We start from the raw sequence: 17,589 nt of genomic DNA, 5'->3' as shown, positions 1-17,589 counted from the left end.
TAAAAGTGCCGTCCTATTTTCATAGTCTGTTGATCAAAAAAGGATATTTCCAATATAAAATTGAATACTTAATTGGGACTTTAAGATTAAAAATTACTTAAATAAAAAGGATGATCTAATTTGACATTAAAATTAACACTTATGAATAATCAAGATTTTCAGAGGTTCCTAGAAATAGCAACTGTGAATTTTGCAAATGATAAAGTGAAAAATGGAAGTTGGAAAGAAGAAACAGCTTTAGAACAATCTAAGGCAGCTTTTCAATCTTTATTGCCAGAAGGTGAAAATACTGAAAATAACTATTTGAAAAACATCGTTTTAAATGAAAGAACGATTGGTTATATTTGGTATTCTATTAGCATAAAACAAGAGCCAAATTATGCTTATTTATATGAAATTCTCATTTTTCCAGAATATAGAGGTCAGGGATATGGTAAAGAAGCGATGAGTAATTGTATAAAAGAAATAAATGAATTAGGAGTAGATGATGTATGGCTACATGTTTTTGGCCATAATCAAGGCGCATTGAATCTCTATCAACAACTTGGATTTGAGATTACCGATTATAACTTAAAGGTTAGTTCAGCTAGATTTAAATAAAATTAATAGAATAAATTTATAGTTAGAAAGGAGCTGGTGGTCATTCAGCCCCTTTTTTCAACTGTTGTACTGGTAATATTTAAATCTGTTTGTCAAGATATTTAGATAGAATTTTCAAACCAGAATTTAAATCCTCTAAAGATTGGGTAGAAGACAGTGCAATACGTAAATACTTTTCAGAAGAAGATTGTCCACTTAGAAAACGATCAGAATGAAACACACGTACACCTAGTTTTTTCAAATCTGCTTCTAAGTTTAGCCCGTTACTATGGCCATGAATTGGAAGCCAACGGTAAAAACTAAGCGGATGACCAATCTTATTTACAGGGAAATAGGATGTATAAATTTCGTTTACAGTTTCAGCTAACTGTTTCTTTTGTTGAACGATTTCATGCGCTTTGCCTGATAAGATTAGTTCAGTAATTACTTCCACATCAAGTGATGATGTTTTTACGTTAAGATTAAAAATAGCCTTCAAAATTTTTTCGTGTAGTGCATCCCCAAAAACCATGAAAGCAACTCTCAATCCAGAACAGATGGACTTTGATGTACCACAAATATATACGCTTTGTTCCGGAAGTAGGTTATACATCGGTTGTTTGTAATCAGAAATTATTCCCGCAGTTATAAATGCATGAATATCATCTTCGATTAAGATTAAACGATGCTTCCTAATTACAGAAGCTAGTTCAAGTTTTCGAAAGTCAGAAATCATAATAGTAGTTGGGTTACTACAAGAAGGCATTAAGAATATGCCATGAATATTTAATTGGCTACATTGTTTTTCAAGTTCATCTGGCAACATTCCAAACTGGTCGGAATGAATAGGGATTAATTGAATATGAAGCGTTTTTGCTAACTCTATAAAATTCGAAAAGGTGTAAAAGTCTGTTGCAATTCGATTACCTGGCTCAAATAAACTTGCTAAAGCAATGACCAAAGCGTTTTGAGTACCAGATACAATCGCTAAATTATCTTGAGCAGCTTTAATACCGAATGCTTCCATCCAGTTTAGTGCAGCTGCCTTGTGATGTGGGATTCCGGTAGGGTCATTGTAATTTAATAATTGATCTAAATAGCTTTTACTGACTACTTTCTGAATTGCTTCAGATACAATACTATTCGTTTGTTCAAAAGAAGCTACAAAGCCAAGATCAATACGATTTGCTGTTTTATCTGTTGAAATTGTTATTGAATGGGCTGCATTTGGAGCTACAAAAGTTCCACTTCCTGTAATCGCATAGATTAAACCTTTTACTTCACATATTTTGTAGGCTCGAGTGATTGTCGTAAAGTTTAAGTCAAGAAAATCAGCCAATTCGCGCTGTGGTGGTAACTTTGTACCAGGTGCTAGATAGCCATTAATAATATCTTGTTCTAGCTGTAGTGCAATCGAATGATAAAAAGGACGTTTTAAAGTCAATTTATCGGGTTTCCAAGACATTGGGTAATTTTCAAATGAATTTACTGGCATATACTTCACCTCAACTGTTTAATTCCATACAATTATAGCATTTTTGTATGGAAATCAAAAAATACAAATCGATTCACAATTGAGTAGAAAGTCGGTAAATATACTTTAACTGTATTTGATTTAATTTTTAGAAAATTGTAATCCATACAATTATTTCATTTTTTGTATGGATTCTGTATGGTAAATTATAATAAATTTAACGATACAGGATGTGAAGTTATGAAAAAGGGAAACAAACTTTGGATGGCATTTCGCTTTGCTTTTCCACACACGATACCCATTTTTGCAGGATTTTTATTTTTAGGGATAGCATATGGGATTTTTATGAACTCTTTAGGATTCAGTGCCATTTATCCGATTTTGATGGGGTTAACAATTTTTGCTGGATCCATTGAATTTATTGCAGCAAACTTATTACTGATGGGTTTTAATCCCATTAACGCACTTTTACTAACTATAATGGTGAACGCGCGACATTTGTTTTATGGAATCTCAATGTTAGATAAATATAAAGGCACTGGAAAGAAAAAAATCTATCTAATTTTTGGTCTATGTGATGAGACTTTTTCAATAAATTATACAGCTGATATACCAGAAAATGTGGATAAGAGTTTATTTATGTTTTTTGTTACATTCCTTAATCATTTGTATTGGGTAATAGGAGCAGCAATTGGTGGGATTTTTGGATCACTTGTAAAATTTAATACTGACGGGCTTGAATTCGTAATGACTGCTCTTTTTGTAGTAATATTCATTGAGCAGTGGAAAAAAGAGACAAAACACATTAGTGCAATAACAGGGGTTAGTCTTTCTACTATTTGTCTAATTATTTTTGGTGGAGATCATTTCATTATTCCTGCGATGCTTTCAATTCTCGTTACTCTTAGTGTACTTAGAAAACCAACTAAGAAAGTCGAGGTATCAGTATGACGATGAATATTACACAGCAAGTTATCACAGTATCAATGGTTGTTTTAGGTACAATGTTTACAAGATTTCTTCCATTTATCATTTTTCCACCTGGGAAAGCTACACCGAAATATGTACAGTATTTAGGTAAAGTCCTACCGTCTGCGGTAATTGGACTATTGGTTATCTATTGTTTTAAAAATGTAAATATACTTACCGATACTCACGGTATTCCAGAGTTTATTTCAGTATTTATTGTTGCCATTCTCCATTTATGGAAGAGAATGATGCTTCTTTCGATAGCGGGAGGTACGATTGTTTATATGGTTCTTGTGCAATTAGTTTTTTTAACAAAGTAGGAGTGAAATGATGAAAAATTATAGATGGAATAATGAACAAATTAGAAACCAAGTAAATGTTCTTGATGGAGTAATTAATCCGCATATCATTTTAAAAAATGCAACGTATTTAAATTCATATTTGAATCAATGGTTACAGGCGAATATTTGGGTTTATGGGGATCGAATAGTTTATGTTGGAGAAGCTCTTCCGGAAAACTTGGATGAAATTGAAGTGGTAGATTGTGAAGGACAATATTTAGTGCCGGGTTATATCGAACCTCATGCTCATCCCTATCAACTCTATAATCCTCTAACTTTAGCAAAGCATGCTGGACAATTTGGTACAACAACATTAATAAATGATAATCTAAAATTATTTTTAGAATTGCCTAGTCAAGTTGCTTTTGAATTATTGAATGATTTTAAAAATATCCCATCAAGCATGTATTGGTGGTGCCGTTTCGACGCACAATCTGAATTCCCGAATAATGATGAGCTTTTTCATTCGAAAGATGTTATGTCTTGGCTCGAAAATGAATTAGTTTTACAAGGTGGAGAACTAACTGCTTGGCCAAAGCTACTGAATGGGGACAATCAAATGCTTACCTGGATACAGGAAACGAAGAAGCTAAATAAAAAAGTAGAAGGGCATTTTCCTGGAGCTTCAGAACGCACTTTAGCTAAATTAATGTTATTTGGTGCAGATTGTGATCATGAAGCAATGACAGGAAAAGAAGTACTTTCGCGTTTAATGCAGGGCTATATGGTTTCATTAAGACATTCTTCGATACGGCCTGATTTAGGAGTGCTTTTAAAGGAAATGAAAGAGCTCGGCATTCAAAAATTTGATCGTTTTTTCTTTACGACTGACGGTTCACATCCTTATTTTTATGAAAAAGGAATGACTGATGAATTAATAAAAATAGCAATCCGTCACGAAATTCCTTTAATTGAAGCTTATAATATGGCAAGTTATAATGTAGCTCGCTATTATAATATGGAGCATTTACATGGTTCAATTGCCACAGGAAGAATTGCAAATATTAATCTACTAGAAAGTAAAGAAAACCCAACGCCTATAAGTGTTTTAGCAAAAGGTAAATGGATCAAGAAAAACGAAAACCTTATCAATCAATATTTGCCGATCGATTGGGAGAAATATCAATTTTCTAAACTAGATTTAAAGTGGACTTTACAAAAAGAGGATCTGAATTTATCAAGTTCATATGGTATAAACTTGATAAATAATGTTATTACAAAACCATATGAAAGTACGATTGATGTAGAATGTGATGAATTATCATACGAACATGATGAATGTTTTCTTTTGATGGTTGGAAGAGATGGTTCTTGGAGATTAAACACCATAGTGAAAGGATTTGCTAGGCATATGGGTGGATTTGCAAGTTCTTATTCTGGTACTGGTGACATTTTAATCTTAGGGAAAAGAAAATCAGATATGTTGAAAGCTTTTGAAAGAATGAAAGAAATAGGTGGTGGCATGGTACTTGTTGAGGAGGACAAAATTGTTCATGAAGTATCTTTACCTTTAAAAGGTAGTATGTCTGATTTAGAAATGGATAGTTTAATCCAAATTGAGAAAAAAATGATTAAATTGCTTAAAGAAAAGGGATATAAATATGACGATCCTGCTTTTACGCTATTATTCTTTTCTGCAACCCATTTACCATTTGTACGATTAACTCCAATTGGATTATATGATGTGAAAAATAAAGAAATTCTAGTTTCTCCAACAAAAAGGCAAACTGTACATTAAGAGAATTAGGATTTGAAAAAATGTAAATCTTAACAAAAAGTATAAAATATAAAGCTGTATCTTAGGCATGAATCCGAACATTAATCTGATTCCTGCTTTTTTATTTGCTTTATTTAAACTCATAATAATGAAAAGAAACAAAGAAGCGCATACTAATCAAGATAATTTTAGAGCAGAAATGGTAGGATGAATAATCTATAAGAGTTCTTAGTTTTTATGGAAGGGATGAAATATAAGTGGATCATTTAAATGAAAGAAACGAAAAAAATAAGAAAAAAAATATCCATCATTTCACAATAAATCCCAAAGGAAATATTAATGAAAATTTAGAAATTATCGAATCAATCTTTCCTACTGCTGACCTTGTAAAAAAAATTCTAATGATTGAAGAAAAGCCTGCACTTTTAATTTATTTATCTGGTCTAGTAAATGAGCAAAAAATTGATTCATTTATTAATAATATTATTTCGAAAAAAAAAGATTTCGAGTTATTCATAAATAATAATATGGAAAGTACGATTCGAATTGCTAAAATTGAAAAATCTATTTTAGATGGTAAGAGCATTTTATTTTTAGACGGGGTCTCATCTGCCTTTATTTTATCTACAGAGAATCCTCCTCGTAGGACATTCATGCCACCTACTATCGATAATTCGCTGAAGGGTTCAAGAATATCTTTTGTTGAAACGTATCAAGATAACATTGCATTGCTCCGTAGATTTATTCAAAATCGAGATTTTCGAACAAAGCAAACAGAAATTGGAAATGAGAATCGAAGCATTGTGTCAATTGCTTATTTAGATACTGTGGTTCAAAATAATTTACTTTTATCTATTGAAAAGAAAATTTCAGAAATAAAAGTAGATTCTGTACTGAATGCAAATCAATTGGCTCAATTAATGGAGAGAAATCAATTCTCACCATTTCCACAAATATTAACTACTGAAAGGCCAGATGAAGCGGCTTCAGCAATATTAAAAGGAAAAGTTGTTCTAATATTAGATCGTTCATCTGAAGTCATTATTTTACCTTCTGAGTTCATATCATTTTTTACAAGTATTGATGATTATTCTTCTAGATCTTTAGTAGCTACATTTAATCGAATTCTAAGAGTTGTAGCTTTCTTTATTACGCTCTATTTACCTGGAATTTATATTGCAATTGTTTCGTTTAACTTTGAAGTTGTACCTTTAAAATTACTTTTTTCAATTGGTGAATCACGTGCACAGGTCCCTTTTGACCCTCTATTTGAAGCAATTATTATGGAAATTACATTAGAAATGCTTAGAGAAGCTGGTATTAGGTTACCAGCGCCAATTAGTACAACAGTAGGGGTAGTAGGGGGGATTGTAATTGGACAAGCTGCAGTTCAAGCAGGTATTGTAAGTAACATTATGGTTATTGTAGTTGCATTAACAGCTATTTCTTCGTTTATTATTCCAAAATATGAAATGGCATCAAGTTTACGTATCTTAAGATTTCCTATAATGGTGATGGCGTCATTATTTGGCATTTTTGGACTTGTTATTAGTACAATGATCTTAACTGTTCACGTACTATCATTAAAGAGTTTCAATACAGCATATTCTTCACCCCTATCACCAATTATTTTTAGTCAACTAAAGGATACATTTATACGAATTCCTTTAAACTATCTTTGGAAAAATCAAAATAAAACTATTAAAAAGGATTAAGTGAATATTGGATGTGATTATGAATGAATATCACTAAATTGAACATTACATATTACCAATTTGTTCTTATTATTTTTGGTGTTCAAATAGGTATTGGAATGTTATCGCTACCACGTGAATTAGCTGAAAAATCAGGTGTAGACAGTTGGATTTCGATCTTAATTGGAGGTTTAATTTCAACAATTTTAAGTACTTTATATATAAAATTATGTCAAAAAGTTCCAGACAAAAATTTTTCTTCATTTATTACTTTTTATTTAGGAAAAATAGTTGGAAAAATAATGCTTTTTTTAATCTCACTCTATTTCTTATATGGTGCATCTTTAGTTTTAATGCTATCTGTATTATTTGTTCAATCTTATTTACTTCAACATACCAGTGCTTATATTATATTGTTCTTATTTTTGGTTCCGTCTTTTCAATTAGTAACTGGAGGTATTCATTTAATTGCGAAATATATGGAAACAATATTTCCATTTGTTATATTTTTCTTACTTATGTTATTTCTGACATTAAAAACTCCAAACTTTAAAAATTTAATTCCAATTTTGAAAGAAGGTTGGATGCCTATTATAAAATCTGTTCCATCAACGACTGTGTCATTTTTAGGAATCGAAATCATATTTGTAATCTATCCACTTTTAAATAAAAAGGAAAAAGCAATGAAGGGAGTTATTATAGCAAATGTGATGAGTTCGTTTACCTATTTATTTGTAACAATAATTTGTTTTTTAAATTATAATCCATATGAGATATTAACTATTTTTGCACCTGTTATTGATATTTTAAGTATTATCGAATTTCAATTTTTAGAGAGAATGGATGTAATTTTATTATCCTTACTATTTATGGTAATTTCAAAAACATGGGTTACCTATTTTTGGGTAGGTATGGACGGACTTTATGAGTTATTTAAAATAAAACGATTTCCGCTTTTTGTAATGACTATTTTTAGTTTAATTACAATTAGTTCATTTTTTTTCATACCAACCTTTAAATTCTTTGATCTTCAAGTGAAAACTTTTTCTAATTTGGGGCTCATTGTTATTTTAGGCCTACCTATATTGTTATGGATAGGTGGAATAATAAATAAAAAAAATTTCGGGTGACATCAAAGTGAAAAAAATTGCTCATTGTTTATTAAGTGTGATGATATTAATGGGATTAACAGGTTGTAATGATAAAGTTAATATTGAAGACATTACTATGGCGCTTTTATATGGAATTGATTTAGACGAGCAAGGGAATGTTACTATTTATATGTCAAGCCCTGTTTTTAGTAAAGATGCGAAAGAAAAAAATGAACAATTTAAAGTGAAAAGTTTATCTTTCAAAGAAGCTAGAGATTTTTTTGATGCAAAAGCAACTGGTATTACAGCAGGTGGTAAGTTGCAGGCTATATTAATCGGTAGAAAAATAATTGAACGTAAAGACTGGTTTTCTTTATTAGATGTATTTTACCGAGATCCAAAAATGCGTCTTAATGCTGATATATTAGTTATTAACGGTTCTGTTTCAGATGTTTTTGATTTTAGTCCGAAAAATAAGCCAAGATTATCAGTATTTATTCCACAGTTAATAAAAACAGCAAATTTTAGAAATGTCTCAGTAAGAACTACATTACGAAATTTTTACTCTTTGAATTCAGAAAAAGGTATTACACCTTTTGCACCTGAATTAACTTTAAAGGATGATATTTTAGAAATAAGTGGTACTACTTTATTAAACAATCAAAATCAATATAGTAGGTCCCTATCATTAAAAGAAACATTGCTAATAAAAATATTAGCGGATAGAAATACAGGACAAATAAGTATGTGGTTAAAGGATAAGCAAGAAAACAAAAATAATAATACCATCCCTAATGATAAAATCAGTTTTTATGTTAGGGATATAAAAAGGAATGTAAAAAAGAAATATAAAGATGGAAAATACCAATTTGATATAAACCTTAAATTACCTGTATCAATAACAGAATCCCCAATATTATTAAATGATGAATCACAAGGAAAGTTGAAAAAGGAAATTGAGCATGAATTACAAAAAGAACTTTATCATTTAATTAAATCACTACAAAAAGAAAAGTTGGATCCTATTGGTCTTGGTCAATTCGCAAGGTCATTTAAATACCATGAATGGAAAAAAGTAGAAGATGATTGGGTTAGTGCATACCAACAATCAAAAATTAATATAAACGTAAAAATTATTTTGGTAGATAAAGGGACAACTATGTAAAAGATATATAATTTCACAAAATAAACAAAACAATAAAACAAGTGAAAATCACTTAATGAAAGATTAATGGAAAGATGAATTCTGTATTGTGCAGTTTTCATCTTTTTTAATTTTAAATTGTTATTGAATTTATTATAGTTTCTTTTTTTCATTTGTTCAGCTACAGTCATTTTTCTAGTTCAATATCGTAATAATATTTAATTTATTTGATATAACAAGAAAAGCTTAACCATTATCAAAAATAATTTTTTAATAATAATGTCTTTACTTTATTATTAAAATCTTGATACAATAGCTTTCCGTCTGAAAATTCGGCTATTTATTTATATAAAGGGGGTAGAAGAAATGACTTCACAACAATTTAAAGAAGAACGACAGTATCTAAAAACCATTTTATCTGAAATGGAACGGCAGCTAACGAAGCTAGAAGGGATTCCCGTTTACACTGGAAGTGATGTAACTGAACAAGTACTAGAAGGAATTCGAGAAACAAATCGAAGGAATCTACGTTTAGCTAAAAATGAACCTTATTTTGGTCGAATGGATTTTCAAGAGGAGCATAAAGATTCGGTACCAGTTTACATAGGAAAAGTAGGAATATCAGAACAGGCTACGGAAAATCCATTGATAATTGATTGGCGTGCTCCAATTGCAAGTATGTTTTATTCTTTTACAGGAGGAGATGATTTTGCTTATTATGAATCTCCCGAAGGTATTATCGAAGGTATAATCTATTTAAAACGAAATATAGTAATCCGCAAAAAAAATCTCCAACGCGTTGTAGATACATATGTAAAAGGCGAACAAGATGTATCCACTACTGATGATTTTCTTTTATATCGATTAAGTGAAAATAAAGATAATCGCTTGAAGGATATTGTATCTACTATTCAATCAGAACAAAATGATATTATTCGTTCATCCAAAAATACACCATTAATCATTCAAGGAGTAGCAGGAAGCGGTAAAACAACTGTTGCTCTTCATCGACTTGCATTTCTGATTTACCAATACCGTGAAACATTAAAGGCAGATAAAATGATTATTTTTGCCCCTAATAATATGTTTCTAGATTATATTTCAAACGTTCTTCCAGAATTAGGTGTAGGTGGCATTCAACAGACAACATTTTATGATTGGGCTTTAAATACGCTTGATCATGAAGTAAAACTAAAGGATTCATCAGAAAACTTAAACAAATGGTTCGCAATTGGTGCTAACCGCCTTGAAGTCAATCATACTAGTCCAGGTAAATGGAAAGGCTCAACTCATTTTATGTCATATATTGATCGGTACATGGATATGTATGAAGCTTCCGCAGTTCCTGAAAATGATTTTAAACCATGGAAAAACAGAATGATTGATAAAGAAACACTTAAACATTGGTTTAGTATTGAATATAAACATTATCCACTTGCTAAACGGAGAGAACGTATTGTTGCAAGGCTTAAGAAATGGATAGATAATGAGCTAAAGGTTATAGAAGAAGCGAACAGAAGAAAGGAGAAAAAGAAAAAAGCAACTCAATATTTAAATTCTTATATGAAACAATGGCCAAAGCATACTGCACTTTCTTTTTATAAATCTCTATTCACTACAACAAAGGATGCTTCTATTGTAGACGAAATACCAGCAGATATTATTAAATCTACATCTTTAAATTGTAAAAAGAAAGAGATGGATCAGGAGGATTTGGCTCCGTTAGTCTACATTCACAATCGTCTTTATGGAATTGAGGCAAAGCAAAAGTTTCATCATGTAATAGTAGACGAAGCGCAGGATTTTTCACCTTTCCAAATTGCATTATTACAGAAGATGACGCTTAGAAATTCATTCACCATTCTCGGCGATTTATCCCAAGCCATTCACGAGTATCAAGGAATTAATACTTGGGATGAATTTTTAGAGGTATTCAATGAAAAAGAAGTAACCTATTATGAGTTAAATAGAAGCTATCGTTCCACAATGGAAATCATTCATTTTGCGAATGAGATTATAAAAAAAGCTGATATACCTGTTAGCATAGCAAATCCGGTATTTCGTAGTGGAGAAGAAGTTAAAATACAAAAAGTAGATCATACAAACCGGATTCAAGTAATCATTAATTCCATTCTTCAATTAAAAAAGGATAAAATGGATACAATTGCAATTATTGGCCGTACTGAGGACGAGTGTGGAATTTTACATAGTGAATTATCTGCAGCTGGTGAAGAAGTATCCTTTATTCATTCAAAACAGAGAAAATATGAAGGTGGAATTTCAGTAATACCGGTATATCTTTCTAAAGGACTTGAATTTGATGCTGTACTACTTGTCGATGTAGATGACATACATTATGAAGAAACGAAACAAGACGCTAAGTTACTATATGTTGGATGTACTCGAGCACTTCACAATTTGACCGTATTATATTCTGGAAACAAATCTCCACTGATTGGAAATTCATCACTTCAGATCGATTAAATACAATGCTAATTATTTAATACAAAATATACAAAAAGCATCGATTTTAGAAATCGATGCTTTTTTAAATTGGCTCGAATGAACTTTCTAACACTCTGAACTAAATAAAACTGTCAAAAAAATTCCTAAAATATGGTAAATCTTACTCATTTCAACAAGATTAGTAGTCTATTACTATTTAAGTATTAAATAAAAAGTAGGTGATTAGCATCGAGACAAAACACGAAGTCGTATTGTGCTTGAAGGATTTAAAAAAGGACTATGGGGGAAAATCGGTTTTAAAAGGAATTGATTTAACTGTACAACGAGGACAAATTATTGGTTATATTGGACCAAATGGAGCAGGTAAAAGCACAACTATAAAAATTTTATTAGGAATAGAAGGAAATTACTCTGGGAATGTTGAGATTTTTGGAAAAGAAATTTCAGATCAGAATGTTGAATATAAGAAAAAAATTGGGTATGTTCCAGAAATTGCTGAACTATACGATAATCTTACAGCTAGAGAATATTTAACATTCGTTGGCGAGTTATATGGAATGGATTTTGATGAAGCTGATGAGAAGGCAAAGAAGTTAATGAAGGTATTTGGTTTGGGGGAAGTTTACTTTTCGCGAATCGCTTCTTTTTCTAAGGGGATGAGGCAAAAAGTCCTAATCATTTCTAGTTTAATACATAATCCTGACCTTTTATTTTTGGATGAGCCACTTAGTGGGCTTGATGCAAATAGTGTAATGGTATTTAAAGAGATTCTAGACATTTTAGCTGCTAATGGAAAAACGATTTTTTATTCATCACATATTATGGATGTAGTAGAGAAAATAAGTAATCGTATTATTTTAATCAATGATGGTAAAATCGTTGCTGATGGTAGTTTTAAAGAATTAAAGGAGCAAAATGAAAAAGGGTCATTGGAACAGATTTTCAATCAGCTTACCGGGTTTAATGAACATCAAGCTTTAGCTGAGGAATTTGTAACCATTGTTAAAGGGGGATAACTATGAAGGATTTCCCTATGTTAAAAGTCTTAGATTTTTTTCGACCACTATTTGAGCTATTTGGTGTTGAATATCCAATCATGCGAAAGATTTTAGCAGTTAAATTAACAATGGATAGTCGTAGGACACCGACCATTTTTAATCAAAACAACAAAAAAGCAAAGAAAGACGAAGAAAATGGAATCTCAAAATCATTAGGAATGTATGCTTTATTGAGTCTAATGCTCATTCCATTAGTTCTATTTGGAAAAAGTTATGTCTATGAAATGAGTGCTTTTTTTGGCATTATTATGTTCCTCATCATGACTTCAATGATCTCGGATTTTTCAAATGTCTTACTTGATGTGAAAGATAAGGGGATACTTCACACAAAACCGATTGGAAAAAAGACGATTACTGCTGCAAAAATGGTACATATTTCAATCTATCTTTTATTAATAACTACATCTATTACAGCATTACCGGTAATTGTCGGGACATTTAAACACGGTTTTTTATTCTTAATTTTGGTGATTGTAGAGCTTCTGCTTGTCAATTTATTTATAGTTGTCTTAACGTCAATTATCTATTATTTTATTTTAAGATTTTTTGATGGTGAAAAGTTAAAAGATATTATCAATTACGTTCAAATCGGTCTATCAATTTCGATCGCTATAGGTTATCAACTTGTTGGTAGAGCGTTTAGCTTTGTAAATTTAGATATGTCATTTTCGCCAACTTGGTATCATTTTCTTATTCCCCCTATTTGGTTTGGTGCTCCCTTTGAGTTGATTTTAAATCATAACACAAGTACATATCTTATTGGATTTTCTATTTTAGCACTAATCATTCCAATTTTTGTGATCATGTTATATAGTCTAATGATCCCATCCTTTGAGAAAAATCTTCAAAAATTATCAAATAATAGTGGCATGAATAGAAAAAAAGACAGTAAGTGGAAGAATTGGCTATCTAGAGTTTTTTGTAGTAATAATGAAGAAAAGGTATTTTTTAGATTTGCAGATAATATGATGCGAAACGAGAGAGAATTCCGTCTAAAGGTTTATCCATCATTGGGATTATCACTCGTTCTCCCATTCGTTTTTCTATTCAATCAATTACAAATGTCTTCTTATCATCATATCGTTTTAGGTAAAAGTTATTTAACGATTTATTCGTCTTGCTTAATCATTCCGAATGCAATCGCAATGCTAAAATATTCTGGAAAATATAAAGGAGCCTGGATTTATAAAACAGCGCCTGTGTCAAACCTCGCACCATTATATAGTGCAACTTTAAAAGTATTTATCGTAAATCTATATTTTCCTGTCTATTTTATTTTAAGTTTAATTTTTATAGGAATATTTGGTATGAAAATAATTCCTGATCTATTAGTCGTTTTTATAAGTTCAATTTTATATACAGTTATTTGTTCAAATTATCTTAAAGGTTCGCTGCCATTTTCAGAGTCATTTGAGGATGCCACGCAAAATTCCGGTATAAAAATAATGATTGCCTTAGTATTAGGGGGGATTTTGGCATTAATTCATTGGGGGATAACATTTATTCCATTCGGTGTAATGATTTATTTAGTTTTGATAATGATTGTAACTTACTTTTCTTGGAAACGTGCTTATAACACGATTTGGAATTTTTGAAACGATTATTACTAAAAGTAGAGGGCGAAATGCTTTCTACTTTTTCTATTTTATTACTTGGGTAAGATAAAATAGTGATTGAGCAATTAAATAGAACTTTTTAATTGATTGGGATAATATGGGATTGTAGCTTAAATAAAAAGTTTGTGAGAGGACGATGACTATGTCTAATTTATTTAATCCATTCAAATACAAAGGATTAGAATTAAAAAATCGTGTTGTAATGCCACCTATGTGTCAATATTCGGTCCATTTAAAAGATGGGATTCCAACAGATTGGCATTTCGTTCACTATACTAGTCGTGCAATTGGAGGTACTGGTTTAATCATTATTGAAATGACAAATGTTGAAGATCGAGGTCGTATTTCAGATTATTGTCTAGGAATTTGGAGTGATGATCATATTCCTGCATTTAAGCGTATTATCAATGAATGCCATAAATATGGTGCAAAAGTTGCGATTCAGATTGCCCATGCAGGACGTAAAGCCGAAGATGCACCAATTCCAGTGTCCTCTTCACCAAACGCTTTTAATGAGAAATCAAAAACCCCACATGAGCTAACAACTTTAGAAGTTAAAGAAATGGTTGAAAATTTCAAAAAAGGTGTAGAGCGAGCGGTTCTTGCAGGAGTAGATACGATTGAGCTTCATGGTGCACATGGTTATCTCATTCATCAATTTGCATCTGCTTATACAAATCAAAGAACAGATGAATATGGGCAGGATAAATTTTTATTTGGAAAAGAAGTCATTAAAGCAGCTAAAAGTGTAATGCCAGCTGACATGCCACTTATTATGCGAATTTCTGCATTAGAATACGTGGATGGAGGCTATGGACTAGATTATTCTGTCGAAATGGCTAAAGCATTCCGAGATGCAGGTGTTGATATCTTCCATATTTCATCTGGTGGTGAAGGTCCAATCGGTTCAGGAGGTAGACCTGGATCTCATCCTGGATATCAAGTCAAATTGGCTGAACAAATAAAGAAAGAAGTAGAAATCCCTGTCATTGCAGTTGGGAGATTAGATGATGCAAATCTTGCAGAATCTGTACTTGGCAATCAAGAAGCGGATTTAATCGCTGTAGGTCGTGGGATGCTAAGTAATCCTTATTGGGCAAATGAAGCTTCAATCCTTCTTGATGGGAAACCTTTGACGCCAAAACCCTACGAGAGAGCATATTAAGTATAAAATATTAGAAAAGTACGCTGATTCTTCAGCGTACTTTTTTAATCAAGCTATAAATATGTGGACAAAGTTAGTTCGAAATTTAGATCGTTAATAGACCTTATTTTTTAATTTACATCATCAAAAAATGGTTTATTAGCAAAATAGTACATAATTGCCATCATAAATTCTCCACCAATAAGATTTCCAATTGTTACAGGTAGTAGATTTCGCATAATACCTGAAATAGTAATAGTGTTAGGATGATCAATTACAAGTGCAATTGCAAATGAGCACATATTGGCAATACTATGCTCGTAACCGGACATAAAGAAACAAAAAACAAATAAAATCATCGCAGTAATTTTTGTTAGATTTTCAGTTTCACCAAAAGACATTGGTATGAAAAAGGCAAGACACACGAGCCAATTACACAAGATACCCCTTGCGAATAAATGAAAGATAGAATTATCAATCTTATGTTCGACAACTGATAAAAGAAATGCGCTAGAGTCAGGAGTATCAAAAAGTCCAGTAGTATAAATGATAATAGCAAAAAGACAGGCTCCTAAAACATTCCCTACATAACTATATATCAAGAGCTCAAAAACTTTAGGCCATTTCATTTTATTTCGCAATGCTGCATAAGTGTAATAAAATGTATTGCCAGTAAAGAGATCTGCACCACCATACCAAATCAACACAATTGCTGCTCCAAATGTTATTGCCGCGCTTGGGTAAGCAACAGGAGAATTTACTAAGAAAAACCCGTTCCCTGTTTTGAACGCTACCATAACACCGAATCCAATAAACATACTCGCAAGCATACTTCTTAATAAGTAGCGGAGATGGCTTTGTTCAAATATTTTTTGTTTTTTTAAGGCTAACTTTTCCACTTCTAATAGCGGTTTTACTTCCATAGAATCACCCCTTTTTAATGTGTCCATAAATGTTTAAGAAATAGCATTTTTGTAAAATTTTATGTTAAAATTTAATTATTAAAAATTTTTCTTATCATTAAATCTTCCTTTTTCAAAAGAGTTTATGGATCACGAATAGTAGAAATAGAAAAGTTTATTGGAGGGGATAATTTGAAAGAAGTCATAGTACGCCCATATACATATGAGGATGCAGAGGCTAAGTTACAATTACATGTTGAAAATAAAGAACATTTTGAAAAATGGTCTCCTACGTTAAGGAAAGAAGACTTCTACACAGTTGAAGGACAAATGAATAGCATTAAAGAGTTTATGGAAAAAAGTGCTGAAGATAGTAGATATGATTTTGCAATCTTTGTTAAAGAAGAAAATGAGATAACTTTAATAGGGGAAGTACAGTTCATTTTCGTAACACGAGGACCTAAACAAAGTTGTATGGTTGGTTACCATATTGGGGAAAAATTTAATGGCCATGGATATATGACGAAAGCTTTGAAACTTGCTTTGAAAATTGCTTTTGAAGATTTGAAGTTCCACCGAGTAACTTCAGAGGTTAATCCAGAAAACGTAGGATCTTTACGCGTCCTTGAGAAAGTTGGATTTGTGAAGGAAGGATATTATCGAAAAAACTTAAAAATTAGAGATCAGTGGTATGATCATGTTTGTTTAGCAATCTTAGAAGAAGAATTTGCAGAAAAGGCTGCACAAAGTTTTTACTAATATAAATAGTTTAATTGATTTAAGATAGACAGTTTACTGTTTATCTATTTTTTTATGGAAATTTTTAATAAAAAATTCTATTTTACGTTAGTTTGAAAGGAATTAGATGTATTTCGACGTAATTTTTTATTTTTCTTAAAATTTTAATAATAAAAATAAAGGAAAATTGGCATATTTTAGCTAATTAATAAGATAGGGAGTTTATATACTCTTTCTATTAAATAATCGAAGTAATATTTCGATTCAAGTGTAAGATGCTCAAAGTAAAAACTATGGTGAAAAAAAAAGGAGTGGTAGGGATGAATTTCTACATTATATCGGAAGAGAAAGAAAACCAAAACATTCATTATTACTGTATCGCTGCAGGTAGCCATCGCTACGACTTTGCTGTTATCTTTTCGGAAAAATTTCTAGGGAAAGCAATGGTTGTCTCTATTCAAAGTGGAAGAATGGTATTACTTTGCAGAGAAGACATTGACCATCCGGAACACTGGGACCAAAAGCTTGGTATTGCAGATGAAGACATCAAGGAAATTGAATCGTTTTTTCATTCCATCTTGGACCAACGAATTTTTAGCGATCAATATTAAAAAGTGGGAGTCTCCATATTTTAGGAGACTCTTTTTATTTGTATT

General features: G+C 31.3%; 15 protein-coding genes. 13 read left to right on the top strand and 2 right to left on the bottom strand.

Going from position 1 to position 17,589, the window contains the following annotated elements:
* The first annotated feature begins 120 nt into the window (after window positions 1-120).
* Window positions 121-600 carry a GNAT family N-acetyltransferase gene (locus tag RAH41_RS10075; RefSeq protein ID WP_331222256.1) on the top strand — a complete coding sequence of 160 codons (480 nt, stop codon included), beginning with the start codon at window positions 121-123 and terminating at the stop codon, window positions 598-600.
* A 79-nt stretch (window positions 601-679) separates the two neighbouring features.
* Here the strand turns inward: RAH41_RS10075 and RAH41_RS10070 are convergent, their stop codons facing one another.
* Window positions 680-2,074, bottom strand: coding sequence for a PLP-dependent aminotransferase family protein (locus tag RAH41_RS10070; protein ID WP_331222255.1), 1,395 nt, complete (start codon window positions 2,072-2,074; stop codon window positions 680-682).
* Window positions 2,075-2,293: 219 nt separating this feature from the next.
* Between RAH41_RS10070 and azlC the strand changes: the two genes are divergently transcribed.
* The 10 genes from azlC (at window position 2,294) to RAH41_RS10020 (ending at window position 15,314) form a co-directional block, all read left to right on the top strand.
* Complete coding sequence (gene azlC / locus RAH41_RS10065; RefSeq protein ID WP_419471586.1) at window positions 2,294-3,004, top strand: azaleucine resistance protein AzlC; 711 nt, start codon at window positions 2,294-2,296, stop codon at window positions 3,002-3,004.
* Window positions 3,001-3,342 carry a branched-chain amino acid transporter permease gene (locus RAH41_RS10060; protein WP_331222252.1) on the top strand — a complete coding sequence of 114 codons (342 nt, stop codon included), beginning with the start codon at window positions 3,001-3,003 and terminating at the stop codon, window positions 3,340-3,342. The genes azlC and RAH41_RS10060 overlap by 4 nt, the downstream gene beginning before the upstream one ends.
* Before the next feature lie 10 nt (window positions 3,343-3,352).
* Window positions 3,353-5,101, top strand: coding sequence for an adenine deaminase C-terminal domain-containing protein (locus RAH41_RS10055; RefSeq protein ID WP_419471585.1), 1,749 nt, complete (start codon window positions 3,353-3,355; stop codon window positions 5,099-5,101).
* Window positions 5,102-5,337: 236 nt separating this feature from the next.
* Window positions 5,338-6,795, top strand: a complete 1,458-nt coding sequence (locus RAH41_RS10050; protein ID WP_331222249.1) for a spore germination protein — start codon at window positions 5,338-5,340, stop codon at window positions 6,793-6,795.
* A 23-nt stretch (window positions 6,796-6,818) separates the two neighbouring features.
* Window positions 6,819-7,904 (top strand): GerAB/ArcD/ProY family transporter, encoded by a 1,086-nt coding sequence (locus RAH41_RS10045; protein ID WP_331222248.1) that lies wholly within the window; start codon window positions 6,819-6,821, stop codon window positions 7,902-7,904.
* Window positions 7,905-7,911: 7 nt separating this feature from the next.
* On the top strand, window positions 7,912-9,030 hold the full coding sequence (locus tag RAH41_RS10040; protein ID WP_331222247.1) for a Ger(x)C family spore germination protein: 1,119 nt from the start codon (window positions 7,912-7,914) through the stop codon (window positions 9,028-9,030).
* A 345-nt stretch (window positions 9,031-9,375) separates the two neighbouring features.
* Window positions 9,376-11,493 carry a HelD family protein gene (locus RAH41_RS10035; protein ID WP_331222246.1) on the top strand — a complete coding sequence of 706 codons (2,118 nt, stop codon included), beginning with the start codon at window positions 9,376-9,378 and terminating at the stop codon, window positions 11,491-11,493.
* A gap of 239 nt (window positions 11,494-11,732) precedes the next feature.
* Window positions 11,733-12,491 carry an ABC transporter ATP-binding protein gene (locus RAH41_RS10030; RefSeq protein WP_331222244.1) on the top strand — a complete coding sequence of 253 codons (759 nt, stop codon included), beginning with the start codon at window positions 11,733-11,735 and terminating at the stop codon, window positions 12,489-12,491.
* A 2-nt stretch (window positions 12,492-12,493) separates the two neighbouring features.
* Window positions 12,494-14,128: a hypothetical protein gene (locus RAH41_RS10025; protein ID WP_331222242.1), complete on the top strand. Its 1,635-nt coding sequence runs from the start codon at window positions 12,494-12,496 to the stop codon at window positions 14,126-14,128.
* Window positions 14,129-14,291: 163 nt separating this feature from the next.
* Complete coding sequence (locus RAH41_RS10020; protein WP_331222241.1) at window positions 14,292-15,314, top strand: NADH:flavin oxidoreductase/NADH oxidase; 1,023 nt, start codon at window positions 14,292-14,294, stop codon at window positions 15,312-15,314.
* A 110-nt stretch (window positions 15,315-15,424) separates the two neighbouring features.
* On the opposite strand, the gene RAH41_RS10015 is transcribed toward RAH41_RS10020, so the two are convergent.
* Window positions 15,425-16,216, bottom strand: coding sequence for a formate/nitrite transporter family protein (locus tag RAH41_RS10015; protein ID WP_331222240.1), 792 nt, complete (start codon window positions 16,214-16,216; stop codon window positions 15,425-15,427).
* A 171-nt stretch (window positions 16,217-16,387) separates the two neighbouring features.
* On the opposite strand from RAH41_RS10015, the gene RAH41_RS10010 reads away from it, so the two are divergent.
* On the top strand, window positions 16,388-16,954 hold the full coding sequence (locus RAH41_RS10010; protein WP_331222239.1) for a GNAT family protein: 567 nt from the start codon (window positions 16,388-16,390) through the stop codon (window positions 16,952-16,954).
* Window positions 16,955-17,253: 299 nt separating this feature from the next.
* On the top strand, window positions 17,254-17,544 hold the full coding sequence (locus RAH41_RS10005; protein WP_331222238.1) for an SAV0927 family protein: 291 nt from the start codon (window positions 17,254-17,256) through the stop codon (window positions 17,542-17,544).
* The last annotated feature ends 45 nt before the right edge of the window (window positions 17,545-17,589 follow it).

The sequence above is a fragment of the Gottfriedia acidiceleris genome, assembly GCF_036421055.1.
Taxonomy (GTDB): Bacteria; Bacillota; Bacilli; order Bacillales; family Bacillaceae_G; genus Gottfriedia; species Gottfriedia acidiceleris_C.
This window is presented reverse-complemented; position numbering and strand designations above follow the sequence as displayed.